Origin of the sequence: Rhizobium sp. PP-CC-3G-465 (assembly GCF_004343445.1) — a bacterium.
Taxonomy (GTDB): Bacteria; Pseudomonadota; Alphaproteobacteria; order Rhizobiales; family Rhizobiaceae; genus Ferranicluibacter; species Ferranicluibacter rubi.
On the sequence record NZ_SLYH01000019.1, the window covers coordinates 17,300 to 42,811 of the forward strand.

At 55.1% G+C, this 25,512-nt stretch carries 26 protein-coding genes; 16 read left to right on the forward strand and 10 right to left on the reverse strand.

What is annotated here, in order from left to right; all coding sequences use genetic code 11:
* Position 1: 1 nt before the first annotated feature.
* The 6 genes from C8J33_RS24835 to C8J33_RS24865 form a co-directional block, all read right to left on the reverse strand.
* Complete coding sequence (locus C8J33_RS24835; protein WP_245507282.1) at positions 2 to 1,186, reverse strand: D-alanyl-D-alanine carboxypeptidase; 1,185 nt, start codon at positions 1,184 to 1,186, stop codon at positions 2 to 4.
* 712 nt (positions 1,187 to 1,898) lie between these two features.
* Positions 1,899 to 2,477, reverse strand: a complete 579-nt coding sequence (locus tag C8J33_RS24845) for a hypothetical protein (protein ID WP_165929888.1) — start codon at positions 2,475 to 2,477, stop codon at positions 1,899 to 1,901.
* A 22-nt stretch (positions 2,478 to 2,499) separates the two neighbouring features.
* Entirely contained in the window at positions 2,500 to 2,880 is a 381-nt protein-coding gene (locus C8J33_RS24850) for a hypothetical protein (protein ID WP_132665703.1), read from the reverse strand.
* Positions 2,881 to 3,585: a thermonuclease family protein gene (locus C8J33_RS24855; protein WP_132665704.1), complete on the reverse strand. Its 705-nt coding sequence runs from the start codon at positions 3,583 to 3,585 to the stop codon at positions 2,881 to 2,883.
* Positions 3,582 to 4,121, reverse strand: a complete 540-nt coding sequence (locus C8J33_RS24860) for a thermonuclease family protein (RefSeq protein ID WP_012653026.1) — start codon at positions 4,119 to 4,121, stop codon at positions 3,582 to 3,584. The genes C8J33_RS24855 and C8J33_RS24860 overlap by 4 nt, the downstream gene beginning before the upstream one ends.
* Complete coding sequence (locus tag C8J33_RS24865; protein WP_132665705.1) at positions 4,118 to 4,726, reverse strand: hypothetical protein; 609 nt, start codon at positions 4,724 to 4,726, stop codon at positions 4,118 to 4,120. The genes C8J33_RS24860 and C8J33_RS24865 overlap by 4 nt, the downstream gene beginning before the upstream one ends.
* 175 nt (positions 4,727 to 4,901) lie before the next feature.
* Here C8J33_RS24865 and C8J33_RS24870 point away from each other — a divergent pair, with 175 nt between their 5' ends.
* Genes C8J33_RS24870 through C8J33_RS24930 form a run of 13 tightly spaced genes read left to right on the forward strand, consistent with a single transcriptional unit; the run spans position 4,902 to position 17,887 of the window.
* Positions 4,902 to 5,852 carry a lytic transglycosylase domain-containing protein gene (locus C8J33_RS24870; RefSeq protein WP_245507280.1) on the forward strand — a complete coding sequence of 317 codons (951 nt, stop codon included), beginning with the start codon at positions 4,902 to 4,904 and terminating at the stop codon, positions 5,850 to 5,852.
* A 12-nt stretch (positions 5,853 to 5,864) separates the two neighbouring features.
* On the forward strand, positions 5,865 to 6,215 hold the full coding sequence (locus C8J33_RS24875; protein WP_132665707.1) for a TrbC/VirB2 family protein: 351 nt from the start codon (positions 5,865 to 5,867) through the stop codon (positions 6,213 to 6,215).
* 1 nt (position 6,216) lies between these two features.
* Complete coding sequence (locus C8J33_RS24880; RefSeq protein ID WP_080517092.1) at positions 6,217 to 6,516, forward strand: type IV secretion system protein VirB3; 300 nt, start codon at positions 6,217 to 6,219, stop codon at positions 6,514 to 6,516.
* Positions 6,517 to 6,518: 2 nt separating this feature from the next.
* Entirely contained in the window at positions 6,519 to 8,978 is a 2,460-nt protein-coding gene (locus C8J33_RS24885; RefSeq protein WP_132665708.1) for a VirB4 family type IV secretion/conjugal transfer ATPase, read from the forward strand.
* The gene (locus C8J33_RS24890) at positions 8,975 to 10,063 is read left to right on the forward strand and encodes a lytic transglycosylase domain-containing protein (protein WP_132665709.1); all 1,089 of its coding nucleotides are present in this window, start codon (positions 8,975 to 8,977) and stop codon (positions 10,061 to 10,063) included. The genes C8J33_RS24885 and C8J33_RS24890 overlap by 4 nt, the downstream gene beginning before the upstream one ends.
* A 12-nt stretch (positions 10,064 to 10,075) precedes the next feature.
* On the forward strand, positions 10,076 to 10,774 hold the full coding sequence (locus C8J33_RS24895; protein ID WP_132665710.1) for a type IV secretion system protein: 699 nt from the start codon (positions 10,076 to 10,078) through the stop codon (positions 10,772 to 10,774).
* Positions 10,767 to 10,994, forward strand: coding sequence for a hypothetical protein (locus C8J33_RS27710; RefSeq protein ID WP_132665711.1), 228 nt, complete (start codon positions 10,767 to 10,769; stop codon positions 10,992 to 10,994). The genes C8J33_RS24895 and C8J33_RS27710 overlap by 8 nt, the downstream gene beginning before the upstream one ends.
* Positions 10,995 to 11,005: 11 nt before the next feature.
* The gene (locus C8J33_RS24905) at positions 11,006 to 12,034 is read left to right on the forward strand and encodes a type IV secretion system protein (RefSeq protein ID WP_132665712.1); all 1,029 of its coding nucleotides are present in this window, start codon (positions 11,006 to 11,008) and stop codon (positions 12,032 to 12,034) included.
* A 35-nt stretch (positions 12,035 to 12,069) separates the two neighbouring features.
* Positions 12,070 to 12,762, forward strand: a complete 693-nt coding sequence (locus C8J33_RS24910) for a virB8 family protein (RefSeq protein ID WP_132665713.1) — start codon at positions 12,070 to 12,072, stop codon at positions 12,760 to 12,762.
* Complete coding sequence (locus C8J33_RS24915) at positions 12,759 to 13,568, forward strand: TrbG/VirB9 family P-type conjugative transfer protein (RefSeq protein WP_132665714.1); 810 nt, start codon at positions 12,759 to 12,761, stop codon at positions 13,566 to 13,568. The genes C8J33_RS24910 and C8J33_RS24915 overlap by 4 nt, the downstream gene beginning before the upstream one ends.
* Positions 13,568 to 14,785 carry a type IV secretion system protein VirB10 gene (virB10, locus tag C8J33_RS24920; protein ID WP_132665715.1) on the forward strand — a complete coding sequence of 406 codons (1,218 nt, stop codon included), beginning with the start codon at positions 13,568 to 13,570 and terminating at the stop codon, positions 14,783 to 14,785. The genes C8J33_RS24915 and virB10 overlap by 1 nt, the downstream gene beginning before the upstream one ends.
* Positions 14,766 to 15,788, forward strand: a complete 1,023-nt coding sequence (gene virB11 / locus C8J33_RS24925) for a P-type DNA transfer ATPase VirB11 (protein ID WP_132665716.1) — start codon at positions 14,766 to 14,768, stop codon at positions 15,786 to 15,788. The genes virB10 and virB11 overlap by 20 nt, the downstream gene beginning before the upstream one ends.
* Positions 15,785 to 17,887: a type IV secretory system conjugative DNA transfer family protein gene (locus C8J33_RS24930; RefSeq protein ID WP_132665717.1), complete on the forward strand. Its 2,103-nt coding sequence runs from the start codon at positions 15,785 to 15,787 to the stop codon at positions 17,885 to 17,887. The genes virB11 and C8J33_RS24930 overlap by 4 nt, the downstream gene beginning before the upstream one ends.
* Before the next feature lie 63 nt (positions 17,888 to 17,950).
* Here the strand turns inward: C8J33_RS24930 and C8J33_RS24935 are convergent, their stop codons facing one another.
* The 3 genes from C8J33_RS24935 to C8J33_RS24945 are packed head-to-tail and all read right to left on the reverse strand — an operon-like array spanning position 17,951 to position 21,079.
* The gene (locus C8J33_RS24935; protein WP_132665718.1) at positions 17,951 to 18,136 is read right to left on the reverse strand and encodes a hypothetical protein; all 186 of its coding nucleotides are present in this window, start codon (positions 18,134 to 18,136) and stop codon (positions 17,951 to 17,953) included.
* 21 nt (positions 18,137 to 18,157) lie between these two features.
* A complete protein-coding gene (locus C8J33_RS24940) occupies positions 18,158 to 20,677 on the reverse strand; it encodes a relaxase/mobilization nuclease domain-containing protein (protein ID WP_132665719.1) in 2,520 nt (839 codons plus the stop codon).
* Positions 20,678 to 21,079 carry a plasmid mobilization protein gene (locus C8J33_RS24945; protein WP_132665720.1) on the reverse strand — a complete coding sequence of 134 codons (402 nt, stop codon included), beginning with the start codon at positions 21,077 to 21,079 and terminating at the stop codon, positions 20,678 to 20,680.
* Positions 21,080 to 21,788: 709 nt separating this feature from the next.
* Between C8J33_RS24945 and C8J33_RS24950 the strand changes: the two genes are divergently transcribed.
* The 3 genes from C8J33_RS24950 to C8J33_RS24960 all read left to right on the forward strand — a co-directional run bounded on the left by C8J33_RS24950 (position 21,789) and on the right by C8J33_RS24960 (position 24,048).
* On the forward strand, positions 21,789 to 22,478 hold the full coding sequence (locus C8J33_RS24950) for a ParA family protein (protein ID WP_422039086.1): 690 nt from the start codon (positions 21,789 to 21,791) through the stop codon (positions 22,476 to 22,478).
* Positions 22,479 to 22,482: 4 nt separating this feature from the next.
* On the forward strand, positions 22,483 to 22,962 hold the full coding sequence (locus C8J33_RS24955) for a hypothetical protein (RefSeq protein ID WP_132665722.1): 480 nt from the start codon (positions 22,483 to 22,485) through the stop codon (positions 22,960 to 22,962).
* Positions 22,963 to 23,595: 633 nt separating this feature from the next.
* A complete protein-coding gene (locus C8J33_RS24960) occupies positions 23,596 to 24,048 on the forward strand; it encodes a helix-turn-helix domain-containing protein (protein WP_245507281.1) in 453 nt (150 codons plus the stop codon).
* Between the two features lie 295 nt (positions 24,049 to 24,343).
* On the opposite strand, the gene C8J33_RS24965 is transcribed toward C8J33_RS24960, so the two are convergent.
* A complete protein-coding gene (locus tag C8J33_RS24965; RefSeq protein WP_132665724.1) occupies positions 24,344 to 24,775 on the reverse strand; it encodes a hypothetical protein in 432 nt (143 codons plus the stop codon).
* Positions 24,776 to 25,512: the final 737 nt, after the last annotated feature.

A 25,512-nucleotide genomic window follows, 5' to 3' on the forward strand; every position in this document is an offset into this window, starting at 1 on the left:
GTTATCCGTTGTTCGGAAGCACGAGGCACGCATAGGAATGACGCTTGAGCGCCTTGCAGGCTGAAATGGCCGCAGACCGGCTGCCGAAACCCGTAAATCTTGCCCGATAGAGTGTGTCAGAGCGGCTTGTGGTCCTCTGCGTATAGGGGGAGATCGCGCCATATTTACCGAGAGCATCCGCCTTTGCTCTGGCAAGCAGGCTCTGGGCGGCTGCATTGGAGTCGGATGCGGCGATCTGGATTTCCCATCCGCCACGCTCGCTTGTGGCTGTTTTTGCCACCGATACAGAGATCGAGTTCGTTATGTCGTTGCTGATCGAAGCAACCTCAATTGGAGCTGCTCGATCGGCCACTACAGGGAGCGGGATACTTCCCTGGGCAAGGTCGAAATCGGTTTTGACGGAGAGACGAGCGATCGCTGTGCCGTTCCGAACTGATGCTTTCGGCATTGTGGCATCCAGCAGCGAGGCCATCCGAGCATCCCGGCTGCGAGCTGTCTTTCCACCGAGGACGACCCCGACAACATGTCTGCCATTGTCGTTCACGGCACTGACGAGGTTAAAGCCGGAGGCATTGGTGTAGCCGGTCTTGATGCCATCCATACCCTTATAGCGATACATTAGGTTGTTGTGGCCGGTGATCTTGCGTCCGCGAAACATGAAAGAGCGTTCCGCAAAGAGCTGATATTCTCTTGGGTAATCCCTCATCAAGGCGATAGCGAGTGTCGCCATGTCCCGCGCTGTCGTCACCTGGCGGCCATCGGGAAGGCCAGAACCATTGCGAAACGTGGTGCGGTTCATACCGAGCTGGCGGGCCTTACGTGTCATGATATCAGCAAATTGCGCTTCCGATCCGCCAAGATGATCGCCCATCGCTTCGGCCGCGTCATTGGCCGATTTGACGATCATGCCGAGAACCGCCTCTCGAACAGTGAATGTTTTGCCTGCAGGGACACCAAGTTTCGTCGGAATGGTGTTGGCCCCGTTTTTTGTCATGGTGATGGGCTGCTCCCACGACAGGCGGCCGTTGTGCAGTGCCTCAAACGTCAGATACAGGGTCATCATCTTCGTGAGCGACGCGGGGTGATTTATAACGTCCGCATTCTCGGAACTCAGCACCCTGCCTGTGTTCGCATCAACAACAAAATGCGCAGAACCGGCATAGGCCTGCGCCGCGTAAATATTCATTGCGGCTGCAACAGCGAATGCGACCAAGGACCGCTTTATTAGTCTGCAAAACACATTGCGCATCGTTACGCCATCCTGATGCTGATGATTGATGGCGAATTAATAGTGCCGTATTTGCGCAACAAGAAAGCTAAAATTTTACGAATTGGATTCGTATTTAAGAAAGCATGAATCGTCCCGCCGTCGTGGATATTCCCTGAGTCCGGTGTCAGCTCGCAGTTGCCGCGACCGATTGAGCCCGAAAGCGACGGTGAACTCCTACCGGCCGAACCACTTCTAATATCCGTTCGCAACCCAATCGCCTGACGCGGATTTCGAATATCCAATAACGCGATCGAGAGGTTGGGCGGACGGGGTAAACTTAATGGACGTAAGACAAGACACTCCCGGCCCGTCTGGATTCTGGTCGCACTCGCCAAGTCGTATTGAGATACGGTCCTCAGATCCGCGAGTTCGCATCGGATTGGAGGAGTAGGCTCGGCGGTATGCCGCCAAGGCCTCTTCTTCGCTCGGGGTCTCCAAGGCCGGAGCTAAAAACTCGCGCGGCAGAAGAGACGGATCAGCTTCTATGGCTGCTACAATTTCTTCATGCGTGGGTGCGCGAACTTGCGGATCTGGTTGCGGCATCAAAACGTAAGTTGCGCCGGAGCCGGCAGCAATGCCAACGCCGGTAGCGATTACGAGTAGAATGTTCTGGTTCATGGCGCTGGCCTCATAGATTGAGGTTGAACCAATGGCGTTCCTTCACGCCTTTGTCGTTCGGGATATCGAAGTAATAGGGGTCAGCCCTGATTGGCCGTGGCTGCGTGATGACAACTTGGCAGCTGTTGCCAAAGCCGTTGTCATTGTTTGAATTAAGTTCGCGGATTGTGATGCCGGCCTGCTGGTTCGCGCGTTCGTTCCCGTAGAGCGTCCGGAAAGCGCCGCGGTTGCTGCACTGGTTGATCGTCTTTGTGCATACATTCGCCTCGCCACCGCCAAAGAGGGAGTCGTTGTCGCGGCCAGACGATGCCCGTCCGGCCTGAAAACCGGCAGGGCAATCTTCAAAAGGTTCATGGCCGGGTTTCCCGGCTTTAGCTTCTTCGCAGATCGGCCACGAAAAGCCCGGCTTCTTCATAGCCGAAATCAACTTCTGCATCGGCGGCACGCAGTACCCAACCCCCTGCCATGAAGGGTTTTTGGACGCTGCGCAAAGGAGGATCTGGCACCCCCAAGACGCATCTTGCGCCCTTGCGGCAGGTGTCATGGCAAAAGCCGCAACACCTGCGGCGACAAAATACAGAGCTTTCATTAGCTTTCCCTCTCTCATTCGTTCACTGCGGAATTGGCCGGTGTGAGATCTTGGCTTCTATCGCGTGGGGGTCTGTTCGGTCGGAGGCCGCATAAATGACGGCGGCGATCAACGAGAATGCTGCAAACCAGAGGATACCGACGCGGTAGAGGAGGGGGCGGTTTGGGATATCCCTGCAAACCGCCGCAAATGCAAAAAAGGCGACAAGATAGCTGTCGAAAGCGAGATGACGCTCGGCCTGGAATAAGGCTGAGACCGCAAGGAGGACCAGAGCGCAGGGGGCGTGGATCCACCACAAACGTTCGCAGGGCACGATCAGGGCGAGCGAAAGTGGAATGGCAACCAATAGCGCCGCCATCGGATCGACCGCGAACGATGTCGCGATATGTGCGATATCCGGCAACTATCGATCTGTCCTCTTAGGTTTGTTGCGTGCGTCATCAAACGGCGGCGAGATTTCGCTTTTTCGTTCAGCCAAAAGGTTGAAATCCGCCAGAGGCCGCCGCTCAAGGGTCTTATCAACCGCTTTGCGCCGCCATTCGTTCATGTCGAGCACATAGGTGCCCCACATTCCATAACGGGCGGCCATGGCATCGTGCTGATAGGAAAGGTACTGTTGGTTGGCGTAGGGGGAATCCACTCGCGCCCAACCTACGCGCAGCATTTCCGTCGCCACGTCCCGGCCTTTGACCGTGCATTGAGCGAGAGGAATGCCATCATTCCCATACCCAAGCGTCGTGCAGACCGTCACCTTGTTGCCAATGGTTCGCTTAAGCCAAGCTTTCGCAAGCGGCCCACAGGGAACCGGCATAGGCGCTTGGTGCTTTGTCCGGTCTACCCACTTGGGGTGGAGAGCCCATTGCGGAAGCTCGCATGCGTCGATACTCGCGAGGCGGACCTTATAGCCAAGTCCGAGAGAGCCATACCAAAGAGTGCGGCCGTCCAGAACGGTTACAACGCCTTTGAAGACCGGCAACCTGACGGGCGCGGAATCGACGGGTGGTGCAACGCGCCCCGAGTAGCGCGGGGTATAGTATTGTAGGTCGGCGGCCATTGAAGGTGTGGCAATCGCAGCGATAATGACGCCGAACAGTGGAATATGTTTCATTGCTCCGCCTTCCTGGCGCGCTGATTGGCTTCTCGGCTGAGGGTAATCGAAGGGTGCTGGACGTCTTTGAACTGCCAGAGACCGGCCTTTTTCTGCTGGGCCATCTGTTCGGCCACAGAGTAGGGGACATGATATGGAAGTCCGTCGCTCTTCAATGCAGCAAACGCGTACCCACTGCTGACGAGAACCTGCCCTAGATCCAGCCGCTGGCTCCCAACGGTCGCGTAACAAATGACATACGAAATGTTGTTTGCCTTAGCGACTGGTGCGCAAATCGGCTGTGTGTCCTTGATATAGGCGGCAAGAACAGCAAGGGACGCCTCGCCGCAATCGCGAGTATTACCGTGGGCATCGGTATAGTTGGTGCCGCGCAAACATGACTGTATGCCATAGAGACGGAACCGCTCTCCATTGGACACCCATGTGTCTCCGGTCTCGAGCGTTATCCCGTCTGGCTTTAAATCGAAATAGCCCTCCGGGGCTGCGATAGCCCAGGAAGGCATCAATGCCGCCATAAGAAGAGCTATCCGCCTCATTGCGACTTTACCCGCGGATCAGCCCACATGCCGAAGTCGCCCTTTTTCCCGAGCTTCTCGGCTTCCTGTAGATCAGGCCGCTCCACCGAACCATCAGGCTTCTTGGCGAGACGAAGAGCGCCCAGAGAGAGAAGCTGCTCTTCGAAATTATCGACCGAGTCCATCGCACCAGGGTAATTGTAGTACCCGTAGCACGTCGCATTCTGCATCGTCGCCCCCTGCTCGCTGACGAAAGCGCGGCAGAAAACGACCTTTGGGCTCTGCAACATGACCTGAAGCTGCTTAAGAGCATAGTCATCACAGGTTCCCGCATAATCTTCGGTCCGGTTGACCAGATCCCCCTTACACGGCTGGAGACCGTACAGATGTACTGTCGTCTTATCGTCAATCTTGAAGTCGGTTCCGGATACCGCCTTGAACCCTGAGGCTGTTGCATAGCCCTTCCGGTCAACGACCTTCCCATTGCCGTCATAATACTCGATCACCAAAGCCGTCTTACCGGGGGCGGCGAGCGACTTGACGTAATCCTTGTTGATTGCCGGCGCGGCAAAAGCTTGTGTTGCCATTGCGCAACTTGCGAGTGCGGTAATGATGGTCCGTATCATTTTCTAGCCCTAACCATCTTGGTACAACGGATTCCCTTGAGAAAGGGGGTTTAACACTGGCACAAAAACTTGTAAGTCTGAGCCAAATCGGTATCATACAAGCATCAACTTAATCGGTTTTCTTCCTAATCACAACACCGTTTGGCAGGCGGAGACGATGGAAAAAAGGGCTAGCATGGCAGGCTTTTCAGGCACCACCGTCCTTTTTGGGACAGCTCTCGTTACGCTGTGGTCGGCCAACTGCGCATATGCCCAAGATGCTGTAAAAAATACCAGAATAGCCAGCGGATACAATGAAGCAACAACGGCTGAGCCACTGTCACTAGCTACCAACTTCGCGGAAAGATGGGCTGGGGAGCCTGTCGCAGCCAAAGAATTTGTCTTGGGCGCTGATGGCGTAGTGAAGGACGCGAACCAGCAGAAAGAGATGACCGAAGCGGCCGCTTTGCCGATTACTAAAATTGGCGCAGCAACCACCCCCTTCGTGGATGTGACAGGATCAGAAGCCGACTCCCCTATCGCTCCTCGTGCCAGCGGTTCACTTAGCCAAATTGGCGCAGGAAATGTGTTAGCTTCGCCCGTGGTGGGGACAAAGGAGTGCGGGGCGTCTCCGATGACGCCTGACGAGATCAAAGCATTGGTTGTAGAAACCGCGCGCCGCCATCAGGTTGACGAGGGGTTTGCTGTGGCGATTACATGGGCCGAAAGCCGGTTTGATGTGGTTCGCAACTCTCCCAAAGGTGCGCGTGGCCCCATGCAGCTTATCCCTGACACCGCTACGAGGTTCGGTGTCGTTGATGTCTGCGATCCTCGGCAGAACATCGAAGGCGGTATCAAGTACCTCCGCTTCCTGCTCGATGAGTTTCAAAATCCTCTGCTCGTAGCCGCCGCATACAACAGCGGCGAGAACCGGATCTACGAATATGGCGGCGTGCCGCCGTTTCAGGAAACGGTCGGATACGTAGCAAAAGTCCTCAATTTTCAGCTTGGCCTTCCGATGCCTACGGGCAAGCGGAAGGCCGGAAATGTCGTCCGCGAGGCAGCGGCGACGAATACGGCCAACGGTAGCGGGGTAATTGCCGTTGAGAAGACCGGCAAGTTTGTCGGCGGCGTGATGCACTTCTAAGGAGAGAGTCAGATGAAAAGTGTGAAGTTGGGTCAATCCCAGGCGGTTAAGGTGATCGCGCTTCTCGGCGTGGTCGCGGCGGTACAGATCGTCGGCGCAGAGCTGGCTTTTGCGCAAGGGGCAGGCGGGGGCGGTAGCGGTGCTTTCGGCCCTATCCAGACCGCCGTGCAGATGATCGTGGATTTCATCACTGGCCCATTTGGCCGGTTGTTGGCGATCATCGCCGTTATCGCCCTGGGCTTCATGGCATTTGCCGGTCGTTTGTCTTGGTTTACTGCCGGCGCGGTCGTTATTGGCATCGGGCTCGTCTTCGGCGCTCCGGCCATTGTTGATCAGATGATTTCTTCGGTGGGCGGGCAGTAAGTTGAGCGAGTTCTCGGATGAGAAGCCGGCGCTTACGCCTTTGGTGATCGGTCTGACCCGATCACCTACCCTATGGGGCGTGCCATACATGGCGGTGGTGCTGATCATCGGCCTCACCATCATCGGCTGGCTTGCGTCAAACCATCTTGCCGCACTTCTGCTCGCGCCTGTTGGCTACCTCGTCCTTTTCTCGCTTTGCACATGGGACGCGAAAATTCTCGACGTGCTTCAGGTTTCGTCACGCAAGACCCCCCGCACTCCCAATAAGCGCTTTTGGGGCACCAACTCGTACGGACCATAATCATGCTGAAAGTCGTCAAAGAAGAGCTAGGATTTGGGAAGGTCGCCGGAAACGAGCGGCCTATGTCCGTTCATATTCCCTACATGCGGCATGTCTCGGACACGGTGATAGGTCTCGAGAATGGATCACTCGCCAGTGTCATCAAGCTCGACGGCTTGTTTTTCCAGACCGAAGACCAGGCCGAATTGAATATGCGATCAGTCGTCCAGAACACGATGATCCGCGCGCTCGGCTCAAGCCGGTTTTCCCTATGGTCAACCGTGATCCGTCGCGAGGTCGAGACCGAGATCGGCGGAACGTTTGATCAATCATTCTGCGACATCCTGAATACGCGATACATGGGTCAGCTTCGCAAGAAGCGCATGTTCACAAACGAGATCTACTTGACGATCGTCCGTTCGGGCATGCGCGGGGCGCTTGGTGTTGGCGACACGCTCAAGCGGATTTTTACGCAGTCTAACAAGGACGCAAAAACACAGGCCACTCGCGAAGAGGTAACGGACCTAGAGGAACTGATCGGCAATATCGTCCGTGAACTGAGTAAATACGGAGCCCGTTCGCTCGGCATAACCTACCGGAAGAAGTCCGACGATACCGCAAAGATCGAGGGGCAGGAGGAAGAGACCAAGGGCGAACCGTATTCCGAGCCCTGCGAATTCTTCAATTCTATCCTCACGGGTAGCGTGTCTCGGAAGATGCGACTGCCGCGTATGGGCATTCGCAACTTCATTGGAACATCTCGTCTCCACTTCGCCAAGCGCGCTTTGCACGCGCATGCCGCCGTGGACGAAGATTCGCGGTATGGCGCACTGCTGTCCATCAAGGAATACCCTCCTTTCACTGGACCCGGCATGTTGGACGGACTGTTACAGGTGAACCACGAGTTCATTCTGACGCAGTCGTTTACCCTTGCCGACAAGCCGATTGCGCAGGAGCGCATAACGCGCCTTCAGAGACAAATCCGTGCCTCGGACGAAGCTGGGACGTCTGTAGAATCTGACATCAATTTTGCTCTCGACAGCATGCTGAATCAGGAAGCCGTATTCGGCTTCCACCATTTTTCGCTACTTTGCATTTCCCGGGACCTCGAAGGCTTGAGCCGCTGCGTTTCGGAACTTGGTGCATGCCTCACGGACATGAACATCAACTGGCTGCGTGAAGATCTGAATCTTGAGGCTGCGTTTTGGGCGCAGTTGCCCGGCAACCACTCCTATATTGCTAGAAAGGCGATGCTCTCCAGCTCGAACTTCTCGGGCCTGTCATCGATGCACAATTTCGCCAGTGGTCAGGCGGAACGTACGCATTGGGGCCTTCCCATCACTATCCTTGAGACGACATCGCAGACGCCCTATTGGTTCAATTTCCACCGCCGCGATATCGGGCATTTTACCGTCACAGGACCGACAGGCTCGGGTAAAACTGTCGGTTTGAGCTTCCTGCTAGCGCAGGCCATGCGAGTTTCTCCAACGCCGCGCGCCGTCTTCTTTGATAAGGACCGCGGAGCCGAAATCTTCGTTCGAGCCATCGGCGGATCTTACGAGATCCTTTCCCCGGGGACACCAACTGGATTCAATCCGCTCCAGTTGAAGAACACCGGACCAAACAGAGAATTTCTTCAGCGCCTTCTCAAGGCAATGCTCGGTGGACGTGATCGCCGCGACTTCACCCAGGAAGATGAAGATATCATCGAGCGCGCTGTCGTCCGCCTCATGGAAGAGCCGGCACAACAGCGAAACCTCACCAACCTCGGCAACCTGCTTATGGGCCGTGCACGGGCGGACGCAAACGATCTCTATTCCCGCCTTCGTCCTTGGATCGAAGGTGAGAAAGCGTGGCTCTTTAACGCTCCGCACGATGTGCTGTCCTTCTCCGGCAGGACCGTATTCGGCTTCGACATGACCAACATTCTTGGCAACGAGGAGCTGCGAACACCCGCACTTATGTATCTCTACCATCGACTTGATGAACTGCTGGATGGCAACCCCGTCATGTTCTTCATGGACGAGGGCTGGCAGTTGCTCCTGGACGACACCTTCAGCGCGTTCATTGTCGACAAAATGAAGACCATTCGCAAGCTCAACGGCATCGTAGGCTTTGGCACTCAGTCGGCCGCCGACATTGCAAAATCGAAGGTGTCCCACACGCTAATTGAGCAATCATCCACGAACATTCACTTCCCAAATCCGCGTGCAGACGAAGAGAGCTACATCAAGCGCTTTGGTCTCACGGTGAAGGAATACAACTTCATCAAGAATACCCCGCCCGAGAAGCGAACCTTCCTGATCAAGCACGGCAATGACTCCGTCATAGCCAGGCTCGACCTGTCGAGCATGCCCGATCTGGTGAAAGTCCTGTCCGGGCGAAAGGAGACGATCGAGGAGTGCGCTGCACTCCGCGAGCAATACGGAGACGAGCCGGAAAACTGGTTGGCTAAATTTTGCGGATGGGAGAATGCTGAATGAGGAAAAGTCCCACTCTGGTGCTGCTTGCTACAGCCATGTCGATTGGCGCTCCAAGCGCAGCCTTTACGCAGGTTCCAATCACCGACGCCGCACTAACGGCGGACGACACGGTGAGGGAGAAAACAACCGACGACATCAAGGAAACAGACAAGAAACGTCATTCTGTCAGCACGAGCGTCACTTGCTCGATGTACAAAAAGGGGAAGGGAGGCGACGCGCCGTCTGCCGCGCAAGCTAATCCGGAGATCGTCGGCCTCGTAAAGCGCGTTGCCCAGGAAGAGGGCGTAGACGAAACGCTGTTCATGTCTCTTGTCTATCAAGAGAGCCGCTTCAACCCGTGCGCAAAATCACCGGTAGGCGCGACGGGTCTATCGCAGCTTATGCCAGGAACCGCGAAGGACCTCGGCGTTGACCCAAACAACATTGAAGACAACCTTCGGGGCGGCGCGCGGTATCTCAAGCAACAGCTGAAGCGTTTCAACGGGAATACGAACCTCGCTCTGGCCGCTTACAATGCTGGCCCTGGCAACGTGCAGAAGTATGGCGGCATCCCACCATTCAAAGAAACCCAAGGCTATGTCGCGAGCATCACGAAACAATGGATGCCGCAGTTTGGCGGGTCGGATACCTCCAACATTCCGATAAACTATGGAGGAGGCAGCACAGCCTTCTCGGGTGCTCGTGACAGCTCGATGCACGCTATGGCGACGAGCCAGTCCATCACGGAAAGCAGTGGCAATGTCAGTTCGTGGTTGCAGCAGCTCGGGCAGATGCAGACGGGCACGATCCAAGACAGCTGGGACCAGAACTCAGGGGCGCGAAACGCGAATCTCGAAATGATGAATCAGGTCATTCGTCTTGGAGCGACAATGGCTGAACTCATGAACTCGAAGAACGCGCTGGATCTCGGTGAAAGGTCCGGCTCGTCTCGCACGAGCTCGGTGAAGAAAAAAGACGATAAAGACCCCGAAACGGTGAAGCTCTGTGACCCGGCGCTGAACGTAGAATGGAACGAAACGGAACAAGCTTGCGTCCAGAAGAGGGAACGGGCGTCCGAAATGAAACTGATGTTGAGTACACAATAAAGGAGAACTGCCATGAAAAAGACGATCGCAACGGCGTTTTCGCTGGCTCTAGCTTCGACAGCGTACGCTCAGGTCCCCACAATCGACAATGCTAACCTGAAGGTTGCTCAGGAAACATCGAAAACAACGACCGACATCCTCGATACCAACAAGGAGGTTCTTAAGACGGTCGAAGAAACACTTAAAGCCGTAACGGGTGACCGTGGAAGCGTGCAAAGCCCTATGCAGAACCTTGCTATCGGCAATGGCTTTAGTGTTTCCCAGATGCCGTCCTTCGACAGCTTGATGAGCGGTGGCGTGCCGAATTTCGGAAGCATGGGCGGCGATATCGGCAAAGTAGCCTCCACATTCATCAACGGGCTGCAGCTGGTGAAAAACCTTTCGGGAAAGGCCGATAGCACGTTCTCAGGCGATAAGTCGTATGAGGAAGTGATGAATACGGTCCTTGGTGTAGCTGCTCTGGTGACTGGATCAAATCAGGCTGTGCAGCAGCGTACGCAATCCTTCCAGCAAGCGGGTCAGCAGATCGGCAAGGCTGAGGATATCAAGGGCTCGATCGATCAGAACACGCAGCTCCAAGTTCAATCGGGGCTGGTCCTGAACGAAATGATTGGCGTCATGAATGGCACCGTTCAGTCGCTTAATGCCCAAAATCAGCAGCGTCTTGTCGATATGTCGAACTCGAAAAAGGCGATGACCTACGGTGATTAAGGCATTCGAGATAGCGGGAACGGTGCTTCTAGTCGCGACCTTGACAGCCGGGCTTGCCGGCTGTGGGACGGCCGCGAAAGAGAAAACGGCACCATGCAAACGGCCCGCCAATATGACGTCTTATGCTGAGGATCCACGTCACGACTGTGGTCCGATGACAAGCGTCAATGGCGAACCATCCGCCGCTCTGGCGGCCATCGGCACAATAGCAACTGAATAGGATGTTGGGCGATGGAGGATTTCCTCGGTGGGCTTTTGGATCGGATCGAAAAGACGGGCGCTGACTTTACGCGAAGCGCCTATGAGGTGGTTTCGAGCGAAGTAACGCCGCTTCTAACCGTGCTACTGATCGCCTACGTCGCCTACTACGGTCTTCAACTGATCATGGGGACGGCTCGGGTCAGTGTCGGCGAGGTCATCAGCCGTGTGGTCAGGATGACGCTGATCGTTGCTTTCATAAACTCATGGGGCAACTTCAACACATTTTTCTACACCTGGCTGAGCGATACGCCGGAAGATGTTGGCCGCGCCATTCTAGCTGTGAGCAACACAGGCATCACGGAGCCGACGAACGGCCTTTCGATGATCTGGGAAACGGCCAACAAGGCGGCGGGGGCCTTTGCTGAACAGGCCGGTTATTTTTCCGTTCTTCCGGCTATGGTGGGTTTTCTGATCATGTTTGGCGTCGGCGTGTTTATCGCGGTCGCTCTTGCGATCCTTTTGCTTGCGAAGGTCATGATGTGGGTGCTGCTAGGAACCGCCCCCATTTTCATCGCATGTTTGTTGTTTCAATCCACCCGAAGCTACGGAATGGCGTGGTTTCAAAGTGTGCTGATGTACGCGCTTATTCCGTTGTTCGTTTACGTGGTTGCTGCGTTCCTGATCTCCGCAATGGATCCAGAGTTGACGAAGGTCACTGCGGCGGCCGACCAGCGCAGGCTTCAACTCGATGATGTCGCGGCTTTCCTTCTTTTGTGTGCTGCAGGTGCCTTTGTCCTCTTCAACATCCAGACGCTTGCTCAGGGGATCACGGGCGGCGTCGCGGCCGGAATCGGTCAAGTGGCGCGAACTGTCGGGGGCCTGACAGGCTTCAGTGCTCCAGCTGCAATGCTAACCGGCGCGCGTAGTGCCTCCGGCACAGCTGGCCGACTCGGCATGGAGGCACGCGAGCGGACACAAGCCGGCATGCGGGAAAATATTCGAAATGCAAGTGCGAGTGCGATGCAAAATCGCATCAGTAGCAACAGCGTGCCGCGCTAAACGCAGGCTGTTCAGAGGGGTTTAAGGGCTAGACCATGGCAGATTCAAACGAAGCTCTCAGGAGCTATTTTCAAGATGGCGATAAATGGGAACAGGAGATCGTAAAGAAGGCAAATCGCTCAAGGACATTTGCTTGGTTCGTTGCCATGATAATGAGCGCCATCACCCTTATGTCGCTCGGGACATTGGTGATGTTGGTGCCGCTCAAGAGTTTCGAACCTTACATCGTCGAGGTCGACAAAAACACCGGCTACATTGAGGTTAAAACCGGGCTCACGCGCTCTGCAAACCTCACTGACCAGCAGGCTGTCACTCAGGCCAATGTGGTCCGTTATATCCGCTCGCGCGAGGGTTATGACCCGTTTGCGATACAGCAAAACTTCGGAATTGCCGCCCTCCTATCAACGGCAGACGCCGCTAAGGAGCTCCAAGACGAATGGAGCGCGGCCAATCCGAACAACCCAGGCAGGCGCTTGGGCAGAAACAAGAAGATCACCGTTGACGTTAAGTCGGTCACGTTCTCGAACGCTAGCACCGCGCTGGTCCGCTTCTCGACCACCGAAAGCTCTGAGAGCGATAACATCACACGGCACTACATCTCTGTGGTCCGCTTCCGATACACGGATACACCGGAGCGCAACGATTGGCGTTTTGAAAATCCGCTTGGCTTCCAAGTCTACAACTACCGACGCGATCAGGAAACGGTTACGCCGGGAGCAGCAGGATGAAAGTCAGACTATTTTTCACTGCGGCCTTCATGGCCGTGACGATGAGTCACGCCTTCGGCGCACAGCAGCCTAGGCCGGGCACGTTGGATTCACGCGTTACGAGTGTTGTCTACCAGCCGAATAACGTGGTGAAGGTCTCTGCGACCTACGGCATCTCAACGATGATCATTTTTGATGAAGATGAAAAGTTCGAGACGATCTCGCTTGGCGACACCGATAGCTGGCAGGTCGCACCGTCTGAGAAAGGCAACATCCTATTCGTAAAACCAATTGCGAAAGGTGTTTCTACGAACATGAATGTCGTGACATCCAAGCGGATCTACTTCTTGGAGCTGAATGACTACGCGCCGACAGACGAACGGAAGGTCTTCGGTATCCGTTTCGTATATCCGGAGAAGGATTTGAACGCATCTCTGCGGAAAGAGGCGGAGTTTAGAGCCGCGAATCCGAACGTAAGCAATATCGACAAGGCCAATGTAAATATCGACTATTCATTTTCGGGTGATGCCGCTTTGAAGCCGTCTATGGTCTTCGATGACGGGAAAAAGACGTTCTTTAAGTTCAAAGGGCGCGTACCAGCGATTTTTGCGGTTCAGTCCGACTTCTCTGAGACCCTTCGGAATTTCAGAAAAGAGGGCGAATACATCGTCGTTGATGGCACGGCGACGCAATACACGCTGCGAGACGGGAACCAATGGACCTGCATTTTCAATCTACGCAAGCCCGATTTTGCAGCCCCTGCCCCTGACATCATGGCTCCAAAACCTGATCCGGACGCAAGCAAGCGCAGAAGGAGCGGCAACTAATGAAGCGCAGCCCCGAACTTGAAGCTATGGCGCAGGCTGACGAAACGGATGTCAGCAACAAGAACGCAAAACGGAACCAGACGGCCGGAATGGCTGCTCTGGTGATTTTCGGCGTTATCGCCGCATACATGGTCCTTGCGACCTCGAAAGATGAGCCGCGGGATAATTCCCAGTCGGATGAAGAGTTTCGCACCACGACGTTCCGGCCGCCTGGCTTCGTGCGCGATGGTGAGCCGCAACCTGCTCCGGAACAGCCGGTCGTCGTCCTGCCGCCACCTCCGCCACCTCCGCCGCCACCCGAGCCGCCAGCCGACACGACAACGTTCAACGTGCCGCCGCCACCAGTGGCTCCGCCTCCGACCGTGGAAGTACCCAAAGTGGAGGAGTTTCCCGAGCGCTTTAGGTCAAAGCTGATCACCATGGACCAGAATTTGGGAGGCAACGGGAACGGGTCGCTGGACGGGTCGGCCAACGGCCAGCCGTTGACGGTTGCCGGCGAGGACAAGAATAGCCAATATCTCTCCTCCGCGAGCGCGATAGGAGATCGCAGCGCCAAGGCTAGACAGCTGAAGCGCCTCGACGCTTTAGTGCCAGAAGGCACACTTATTCCAGGCATTCTGGAAACAGCCATCGTGAGTGATCTTCCCGGGCAAATCCGCGCCATTACATCTCAGGATGTCTACTCGTTCGACGGCCGGCGCGTGATCATCCCCACAGGCACCCGGCTGATTGGCGAATACCAGTCGGAGGTTACGCGTGGACAGAAGCGTATCTTCGTCGTCTGGACACGCCTGATCCGTGACGATGGTGCCAGCGTGAGGCTAAACTCAATCGGAGCGGATAGCCTCGGTCGGTCAGGATTGACAGGTCACGTTGATAACAAGTTCCGGGAGCGCTTCGGCGCTTCCATCCTTCTTTCGATCGTTGGTGGCGGCGCAAGCTATCTGACGGGATATGGAAGCGAACAGAGTTCAGGTTCCAACAATGACGATGCGCAGCGTGGGGCGGATCTCGCTCGCGAGACGATCGCACAGACGTTTAGCGACATGGCAAACACCGTGCTTTCGGAAAATCTCCGTATCCCCCCAACGATCAGCGTCCCACAAGGCGAACGCATCTTCATCTTCGTGCGCCAAGACCTCGATTTCAGCGACATGTACGACGATCCGGTTACAGAAGCGATGAAGGAGATCAAACGTGAACGCACCGGCAGGTAATCCACTGGTTCATGATCCCCATTATTTCCTGACCCGTTCGTTGGAGCCCATCAGGCCATTTCTTGACGATCCAAAGGTTGTCGAAATCGCGATCAACAAGCCGGGCCACGTTTACGTGGAACGGTTTGGCGCGGACCATATGGAGCATCATCTTATCTCTGCTCTGACAGCGCAGGAAATCGAAAACATAGGCGAACGCGTCGCCGCCTCTACGAAACAGTTTTTGAACCAGGCCAACCCCATCCTAAGCGCTGCGCTCCCGACTGGTGAACGAATTCAGGTCGTTTTACCCCCCGCAGCTCCTGACGGTGGATCCATTACGATCCGAAAGCAGGTCGTCCAAAACTTCTCCCTCGAAGACTACAGGGATAACGGATCGCTGGATAAGGTGTCGGTTGCCGTCGGGGGATTGAGCGACGTCGATCGCGAGCTCATCCGATATTTGCGTGAAGAGAAGATCTACGACTTCATCCATACCGCGATCACAAAGCGGGTATCGATCCTCATCAGCGGCGGTACGTCTTCGGGCAAAACGACATTCTTAAATGCCTGCCTCAACTCGGTTGACTTGAATGAGCGCATCCTGACACTCGAAGACACGCGGGAGCTGTTCCCACCCCAGAAGAACGCGGTTCACCTGATTGCGTCAAAGGGGTCACAGGGCACTGCCAATGTGACCATTCAAAACTTGCTCGAGTCGGCACTGCGCATGCGTCCTGACCGCCTTTTCGTGGGGGAGATCAGAGGCGCTGAAGCTTTCTCTTTCCTGCGTGCCATCAACACCGGTCATCCGGGCAGCATGTCCACAGTTCATGCGGACACCCCCATGGGGGCATATGAGCAGCTTGCCATGATGATGCAGCAATCCGGCATGTCGGCTGGCTACTCGAAGCAAGACTTGATGTCCTACATTCAAATGGTGATCCCGATCGTCATCCAGCTCCGCCGTGAAGGGGGCAAGCGCGGCGTTTCGGAGATCTTCTTTGCAAGAGATGAAGCATGACGAAAGGCTTCAAAGCCGTCTATCTTGCGTTTTGCCTCGCAGTTGCCTTTGCGGCCTGGATGCTTGGATATGGCGCTGGCCTCCACTTGTTTTACGGCGACGGCAGAATTCTCGACACGACGATACGAAGCAATCCTTTCGCCCCAATCCAACAGTTCTGGGCTTACAGCGATAATCCTACCCTGCAGAAAGTCGCCTTGGGATCATTGGTGCCGGCCTTCGTGATTGCCGCAATTACTGCCTATCTCGGCCTTAGGCCCGTCACTAGTCCATTAGGGGACGCCGCTTTTCAGGACATCGCGGGTTTGCGGACGGGGAAATGGTTCGGCAAGAAGGGGCACATTTTCGGTCGCTTCGGCGGCAAGGTTCTGCGGGCCAAGGATGATCGTCATCACTTGATCATCGGGCCGACCAGGTCCGGTAAAGGTGCCGGCTACGTCATCCCGAATGCCCTCATGCACGAAGGCTCGATGATCGTTACCGACCTGAAGGGAGAGGTCTTCAAGGCGACGGCCGGCTATCGGAAGAAGAACGGTAGCCAGGTTTTCATTTTTGCACCAGGCTCCGAGCGCACGAACAGCTACAATCCGCTCGATTTTGTGCGACCGGAACGGGGCAATCGAACAACCGACATTCAAAACATTGCCAGCATTCTTGTTCCGGAGAACACGGAGTCTGAGAATTCTGTATGGCAGGCCACCGCGCAGCAGGTCCTCGCCGGCGCGATAAGCTACATTCTCGAAAGCCCCTTTTACCGGGACCGCCGCAATCTCGGCGAAATCAACTCCTTCTTCAACAGCGGCGTGGATCTCCAGGCCTTGATGAAGCACATCAAGGAGAAAGAGCCCTACCTCTCGAAATTTACGGTCGAGAGTTTCAACTCGTATCTTTCACTGTCTGATCGGGCCGCTGCATCGGCCCTTCTCGATATCCAGAAGGCTATGCGACCCTTCAAGAACGAACGTGTTGTCGCCGCAACGAACTTCACGGACATGGACCTTCGATCCATGAAGCGGCGGCCAATAACGATCTATCTCGCTCCGAACATCACTGACATCACACTTCTCAGGCCCTTGCTGACCCTGTTTGTCCAGCAGGTCATGGATATTCTCACACTCGAACATGATCCAAACTCCGTTCCCGTCTATTTCCTTCTCGATGAGTTTCGCCAGCTGAAACGCATGGACGAGATCATGACGAAGCTGCCTTACGTGGCCGGTTACAAAATCAAGCTCGCTTTCATTATCCAGGATCTAAAAAACCTCGATGAGATATATGGAGAAACCTCGCGGCACTCGCTCTTGGGAAATTGCGGCTACCAGTTGATCCTTGGTGCAAATGATCAGGCGACGGCCGATTATGCCTCACGAGCTCTCGGCAAGAGGACCATTCGCTATTCCTCCGAGTCTCGCACCATCGAAATCATGGGACTTCCACGGCGGACGAAGGTCGAGCAAATTCGCGAGCGGGACCTCATGATGTCTCAGGAAGTCCGGCAAATGCCGGAAAACAGAATGATCCTGTTGGTAGAGGGCCAGCGTCCAATCTTTGCCGAAAAGCTCCGGTTCTTCAACACCCAGCCATTCAAGGCAGCTGAAGCCTATGCCCAGGCTCACATCCCGAGCGTCCCGGATATCGAGTACCTTCCATCGAAACCGGTCCCGGCGACGACTGCAGAATATGAGAATGCCGGAAACGCAGCGCCGGTAGCTGAGCCTTCGGCTGCAGTCCAAACGAACACCCCGGAAGCCGTTCCCGCTCAGAAAGAGCCGGAAAAGCAGATTCCCGCAACAGAGGCGCCGGAGCCAACGGAAGCAATTGCGCCGGCCGCCAATCCGACGAAGCGTATCGTCAACCCGGCGGCGTTCACCTCGAAAGCCAAAACCACGCCCGCAGCCCGGCCCAAAGCCGCGCGTAAGCGCAATAGCGCAGCGTCGGCTGACATCGCACGGCGAGAAGAGATTGAAGCGCTGCATTCCCTTGCAGCACAAAGGCTTCGCGAACAGGTCGAGAAAAACAGCATTGGAAAGAACCCGACGAAACGTAAGAATATCATGGACGTGTTCGCCGCAACCGTTCCAGACCCAGAGACAGCCTAAATATGAGACGGCCCTGAGAGTTTCCGCTCTCAGGGCCGTTAAGATTTCTACTTACTAGAAGGCCTAGAACGGCCAGAAGCCTGCAAGGTATTGGCCCGCCTCTGCGAGCCAGATCGCAGCCGCCTCGTACCATCCTACAGCCGTCTGATACGCGAAACTGACAGCAGCAAGAACGGCAATAAGCGCAAAAATCGCAACGATGCCCTTCCCTACGGCTTCATCCGACTTTCTGTTCTCCGTCTGAATCACGTATCGCTCCGTCATGGCCTATTACCGCTCACGATCGTCTCGATCGCGGTCCCTCTGTTCGTTTTGCTCGCGCTCAAGTTCTTCAAGACGAGGCACGTGCTGCTGCGCAGGGTCCGTTCGCGTGGTTTCCCCTGCTTTCTGTCCCTCACGCTCTTGTTTTACACGATCTTGCTGCTTTTTTGTAGCCTCGATCGTATCGGCCAGCTCGTGCGCCTCGCGCTCGTTTGGAAGTTGGCCTTGCTCCTCTTCCGCATCAAGCTGAAGGTCGCGCTGACGATCGTCAGGAACATCAGACGTGGAAACGGTCTTGTTGGTCGTGCTTTCGTCTGACCGACCGTCTTCGCGGTCGATTTTTTCGACTTCGCTGCGAAGCTCTGGATCCTCGATAGCGACATCGCGAAGGTAGGCGTTTCCGTCGGCCGCGAGCTCGGCGGCACGCCGCAGCGCTGACCTGAGCCCGGTCTCGTACATTTCGAGGTCTTCTTCAGAAAACTCGCCCGATTGTACTAGCGCGATACCTTCTCTGAAATGCTCGACATCGATCATCGCATCATTGCCAGCTTCAACAACCACTTCGCCATGCTTGGCAACAGCCTCATCCCACTTCTTGCTGACCTCGTCAGCCTCGTTGGCGAGGCGTTGGGCGTCATCGCGGACAGCGTCGGTGGCGAGGGCTTCACCTCGTCCCTCTGCTTCCCCACGCTGATCCCTGCCGTCAGCAAGCGGTTCCCGATCGGCATCATTGCCAATATCTCTGTCACCAACGCGCTCGGTGAGCTCGAGCATTTCGCGTCGGAGATCCACAATCTCTCGGGCTGTAGTGGCAACCTCATCGAAACCGGCTCTGTCGTCGGGTCCAGCGCTTCGCTCAAGTCTGAATAGAGCTGTTTCGACGGTCTTTTCGTATGATTCAAACTCCTGGCGTGTCTGCTCGCGCATGTCCTCTGCCTCCAAAAGCATCTTCTGCAATGATATCATATTTGTACGGAAATCGCCGCCGAAATCCGAGTGAACGACTGTTGAATTATTTGCAGAATCCAGCTCTCTGAGCCCTGTCTCAATGACATCACGATGTTCAGCTGCGAAAGCTACAGTCCGCCTATCACCGGAAACCGCAGCTATTTTCTGCCAGGTCTCCTGAGCCTTGACCGTGTACTGCCGACTACGATCACTTGACGCCAAGGTGCGTCGACCGGATCGCTTTGCATCGTAGCGAGCCTGGGCAGGTTCACTTGTTCCAACATGCTCGGTCCTACCGTCGCGGTTTACAGCGCGAACCTGATTACGGGTGTAGGCAGGCGCTGAGGCGAACTCCCGTCGATCCGTCATTTCCATATTGATGCCGTGATCCCGCGCCTTTTCGGCCATCACTTCACGCCATTGGCGGAAGGTCGTCGGCGTTGTCTCGATCCGGTCTCCGGCTTCTGATCGCATCGTGACGATAGCGTGAGCATGGACATGCGGACGCTTGCCCCCCTCCCCTGCTTCTTTGGTGTCGGTTTCAGGGTCGTGCATCGCAAAGACGTACCGATGTCCAGCAAACTGGTCAGCGAGGAAATCTCGAACAGCACCTTCAAAGGCTCCTGCATCTGTTCCGGCACGGGCCGACATGATGACATGCATCACATCACGGCTTTTGCGGCTGTGAAGCTCTTCGCGCCACTCCTTTTGAACGAGATCTCCGGCCGCTTTACCGTCTGCTATTAAGCGACCGCGATCATCCCGAACCTCTGCACTGTCCACGATAAGCTCCCGAACCTTCGTGGTGCCGTAATCGACACCGTTTCCATAACCTCTGAAGGAAAACCTCGCAGCGCTCAGACCTGCGACTGCGCTAGCGTCAAAACTTTGCTGCACGATCCCGGCCGCCTTGGCGTCGGCTGTAAGCCTCTTGCCCTGCCCGCTTCGTAGAACGACAAGGCCATCAATCGTCAATGAACCATCAGCGCGCTCCGCAACGGCATAAGCGTACCGCCGGTCGCCAAAACCGCTCGATAGGATATCTCGCACCCGGCCATGCAAATCCTGTCCATCAGCACTGGCGGCTACCTCCACCGAGAAGCTTCCAATATCTCGGCTCTCCGTCCGGTTCTGAAACAGGTGGTTCCAGTCGCCCCGAACACGAGCAAGATCTTCACGGCCTTCAAGCTTCTCACCGTTTTCATTCTCCACCTTCAGCTCACCGCCACGCGAGACGTAGTTGAGCATCGATCCAACGCGTGCGCCGCCGCCATAGGAGGCCATTTTCACAACAGCTGGCTGGCTACCCTTCGCGACGCTGGTAAGACGCGCCTCCATCGGTCGGCTGGTAGCCGCCGCGATACCAGAAGGCATGGAGATCGGGGGAAACTGCATGCGAGGCATCCGCATAGGTTTCACCTTGGGTCCGCCTCCCCCGCGCTTAACCTCCTTGATCTGATGAACGTACTTGAAGAGATTTTCCTCGGATTGCTCCGCCTTTCCTCCAAGTGACATCTCATGCAAAAGCGCTGCGCGCTTCTGCTCCCATTCACTCGTGAACGCGCCGAAAAAGAACTCCACCTATTCCTCCCCACGCCGCTGATAGCCAGCACGTCTTGAAAGCGATCGGAGTTCAAGCATGACAGCGGCCTGAATCGACTGAACGTTAGCAAGGTTGATATCAAGCTCACTCGGATGAACAGCCTTCCCGCTGTTCAGGGCTCGCGCGACCTGGTTCAAGTTCACACCGATCTTGCGCATATCTTCCAGTAATGCCGCCATAATAAGCCGGTCGTCACGCGTCAAAATCGGCCTCACGCCTGCACCCTCCAGCAGCAGCGAACGGAAGAATGCCGAAACGCTCATATCAGCCGCTTTGGCCGCCTCTTCGATCTTTCCATGTTCGGCATCAGTAAGGCGCACGTTCACAAGCCGGGCTTTCCGGGACTTGTTCACAGACGTCACCAAACTGTTTTCACTCATTAGCCGAAGGCTTTCCAGAGCAACGCGAAGGCATCGAGGGCCAGTCCCTCGATAGAAGCATGCAAAATGTAAAACATTTTTGCGTATCCTGCCACCCCTAAGACCACAAAATTATAACCCCCTCCATCCAACTTAGTCCCACTGATACCGACGCTTACGCATCGGCTTCAAAGCATTGAAACGCTCACCAGGGTTCACCGCCAAAACCGCTAAGAAGCCCTTGGTATGGCAGACGTACTCACCCGCAAGGGACGCTCCGCTCTACGCCCTTGCGGCTTCCGTTCGCCTGCCAAAGTCGGCCTTCACGCGGCTCCGGGGTTCACCACTCGAACAGGTCACATGAGAAAACCACACGATAGGTCGTGTGGTTGCCCAGTAGCCTTTTTCCATGCCTGCTCCAACATGAGTAGGTCGTACGTCACAAGCACTGCATCGTTTCATGTCGTGCCGTCGAAACGTGGTTCCGATCTCAACAAACATGTTGACGAACTGCACGTCAGCACCCTATTTTCTCGTAGTAGGTCCGTGGCTCATTTATTCGTCGTAAGAAAGCACCGTGTTTCACTGCCGTTGTTTAGATCCCAACAACCGTGCGCGTTGACTTGAGCTCATCCACAATACCGCGAGACGGAAGGGGTGCTCCCACTTCTTCGAGGCTCAAGGCAACCAGTCTCTTCGGGAAGACAAAGGGGTAGCTATGGCGATTTGTATGTCCGCAGTGAGTGGCAAAGGCGGCGCAGGAAAAACGACTGCTGTCATCCTGCTGGCCGGAGAATTTGCTCTGGAAGGCAAGACTGTCCTGCTCATTGATGCCGACGGTAGGCAGAATCTCTCCACGTGGTTCCAGCGGTCGATTGATAAAGACTATCAGCCAGACGGCATAACTCTTGTCACTGCAGCCCAGGACGCCGGTATTCGGCATATACTCGACCAGGACGCCGAAAAATATGATGTGGTGATCATGGACTCCCCCGGTCAGGACACCGTCACGAGGGATACGATCATCTCGGGCTCCCATGTGGTGGTTACGCCGGTCCAGCCATCGCAGGACGAGATTCTTGCCGCAGGACAAGCCGCAAGCGACGTGGCGGAAATGAGTGATCGGGTAGGCCGGGACATTCCCCACCTCATTTACAGGACGCGGATAAGCATGCCGAACCGCGCCCTCGAGGAATATCGATTGATCCGCCCGTTCGTCGCTAACCTTCGCTCGGGCGGCTACAATTCGCATCTGCTCGAAACTGAACTTGTAGAACGGAATCCCTATCGAGAGATACGAACCGGCTATGGCACCCTCCAGATGCTCGAGCTCACAGAACCCGTAAAAAAGGCCAGGGCAGAAGTTCTTGCCCTTAAACAGGAAGTCGAAGGCTTCCTCCAGACCAACGCAAGGAGTTGATGCAATGGTGAAACGCGATACAAGCGTTACAGATTTCGCGGTTGCGCCTCGCAAGCCGCGTCAGGAGTTACCAGCCGCTCAGGTTATGCCCCTAAAGGCCCCACAGGACGCGCTTGTCGCACCCGGGCCTCCGTCACAAGAAATAGCCATCAACACCGTCCCGGTGGGCCGGGAAACCATCGTTGCCCCTGATCGGGCAGAGATTAAGCCGGCGCCGGAACAACGCGCCGGAAATTTGATTTCGCCCGATGAGGAGGTTCGCCGGGAGCGCACAACGACGCGGGCACTCCGTCAGGAGTCATCCCGTGTCCGCCTGCAGGATCTGAAGCAGACGAAGGCAAGGGAAAGCAAGCACTTCGTGAACTGCCCCTTGGACTTCGACACGAAGCAGCGCCTTGCCCGCGCCGCTGTTGAGAATGAAATAAAAATGACCGTTATTATCAAGACGGCCATAGACCATTATTTGCGGGACAACGGATATTGATCCTAGACCCCAAATTCCTTCTTGGGGTTGCCTTGGGCGGGGTGCTCGGAGCTATCCTCGCGCCGCAAGCGGCAATGGTCGGTATAGATCGTCCCGCGCTCAAACATTCGATCTTAGCGCGAACCCTGAATGAGACCGATGTAACCGATAAGGGCGACTGGCCGACTGACCAAGCGGCCAAAGAGCAACTGTTTATCCTATCCAAATGGGATATCAAAAACTCTGGCCCCCAATCTTCAGTTTCCGTCAATCGCTGTATTAGTTTAGCTCGAAACGCCATCGCATGTGAGATGACTGCTAAACTCGGGTGGCTAACAAAAGATACCCGGTTGGAAGGAATCTTTGAGCGGAAAGATGACCGTTGGTCTCTAGTTTCGATCAGAACTAAATAGCTGGATAATTTTGAAAACAAGCTATATTGCGCTCGTCGAAGCGCTGAAGTACGAAAATTTTGTTTGCCAATTTGGATAACTTTGCAACTTGCCGCCGATTGTGCACCTAACCCCCAAATTGATAGAGAGACGATTTGGTGATTCTTAGGAACAGACTGGTGCCAAGTTGGTTCAGCTTGGTACATAATACCGCTCGAAGAGTGGATTAAGGCTGAGGGTGATGTCGGAAACGCGGGACCTAATGAAATACAAGAGTTCGAAGGGCCTCGTTGAGACAACCGACGACGAAGTAGACCGGCCGCTTTATCGCCGCCCTGGCTTCGAAGGCATCGTGTGCTTTAAAGAAATGGACGAGAGGCTTGCCGCGTTTCTGCGCAAGGCTCGCGAAGATGAAAAGCTCACCAGGGCGGACTTCGCCTCAATTGTCGGTCTCTCGACAGCCGTGTACGGTCGCTACGAACGCGCGTTTTCAAGGATGACAGTCACACGGATGATCCACCTGTGCGAGCTCCTGGGTTTTCAGCCCATCGATATGCTCTTCGCAGTCGCCCCTCATCTTTACGGACGAACGCCGGAAGAGGCAAAAGATCACCTCGAGTTGTCGCACCTTACGCGGGGTCTCCCACACGAGGCTGTGAGAAACCTGATTGGCATAGTCGCGCGGATGACCCCGGAGGACAGGTCGGATAAGTGAAGTAACGAGGGAGGGCCTCGCTTAACGACGTTACCAATGCGGGACTTTGCCGAGGGCGTGACTTGTTATGTAGAAGGAAGATCAGAGCCATCGCTGAGGTGAGCCGAAGATGCATACAACCAGGACGCTAGCAATCCGCTTGGTCTCGTTGGCTGTCATAATGGCCATTTATGGGCGTAAGCAGCCGGCCTACGTGGCCTTTGGCGAAACATCGGAAAGCCTGAAATTGTAAAAGGCCCCCACTCACTTCGAGATGGGGGCCTAAGCACTGCTTAGTTTCATTGTATTGGCCTTCTTAAAGCTTTGGACCCTTTGGACTATAGGCAGAAAATACGGCGTTAATAGTGGCGCGCAATGCGCGCCAGTTGAAGAGAGCAACATCGATAAACTTGATGCCGGTATGCCAAGTCGTAACATCGTCACGCAAATCCTCGCGGATGGATTCAGCAACAGTCCTACTGAAGTTCCGGGCGCAGAATCCGATTACGGCATTTCCTTGCCGATATCCGCGCCTCCTTCCGGTTCTCTCGATCATGCCGATGCCGAGAAACGCCGTGATCGTGGGGGCGGAGAATACGCAGAACCCGATCGTAGACATCGAGTGCTCGATATTGAATATCAGTTCAAGTAACCGCATGAGTTCGATTGATGCCGACATCACGATCACGAGGCCGACGCTATACAGCATCAGCGAGCGCCTGAATCTTAGGGCCTTAGCTTTGGACATTTATGTTGCTCCTGTGGGTTCGAAGGTAGCCAATCTATCTTGGCTGTTAGTAACCGCTCTGGAATACGTTCGTATTCCATCTGAGGTCGGGATATAGGCTGTTCTCGGAACGTCTGGATGACCTGGATACGAACCGGTTGTCGTCATTACCAAGCCCTCTTCCGTCATTCGGCGAAGCTGAACATAAACGGCTCCTCGCTTGATTCTGCGATGCGAATTAACCAAGTCGGAGCCGTATCGATTGCCTCCCTCAATCATTGATTTGAGAATGACGATACGGATGTCTTCGCGCTTGAGGAGTTTGAACATATTAGTTGGACCTTTCCCCGTCGCACTGGCGGTAAAATCCGAAAAGAGCGACCAGTTGGTTTGCACATGATGTGGCCTGCATATAAAGACCCTCTGTTACCGACGAAATTGTCAGCATTGTTTTTATTTCACTTTTTGCGGTTTTTGTCAATTCGGATCTATTTTCCAAATTTCTTTGAAATGAAAACTCAGCGAATTTGGGACTATATCAGCCGGGCTAACTATCGGAAGTGATGTAAAAAATCGTCGGAGACGCTGATCTAAAAATTAACTAAACGAAACGCTTTTTTCCAAGATCTAGCTCAGCGGCTAGACGGATTTTGTATGATCAGCATGCGTATTCCGATGAAGCCGGCCACCTATTCCGACACGAAGCCGGCCACCCATTCCGATTTCATTCCGGCCACCGTTCCGATTTGAAGCCGGCC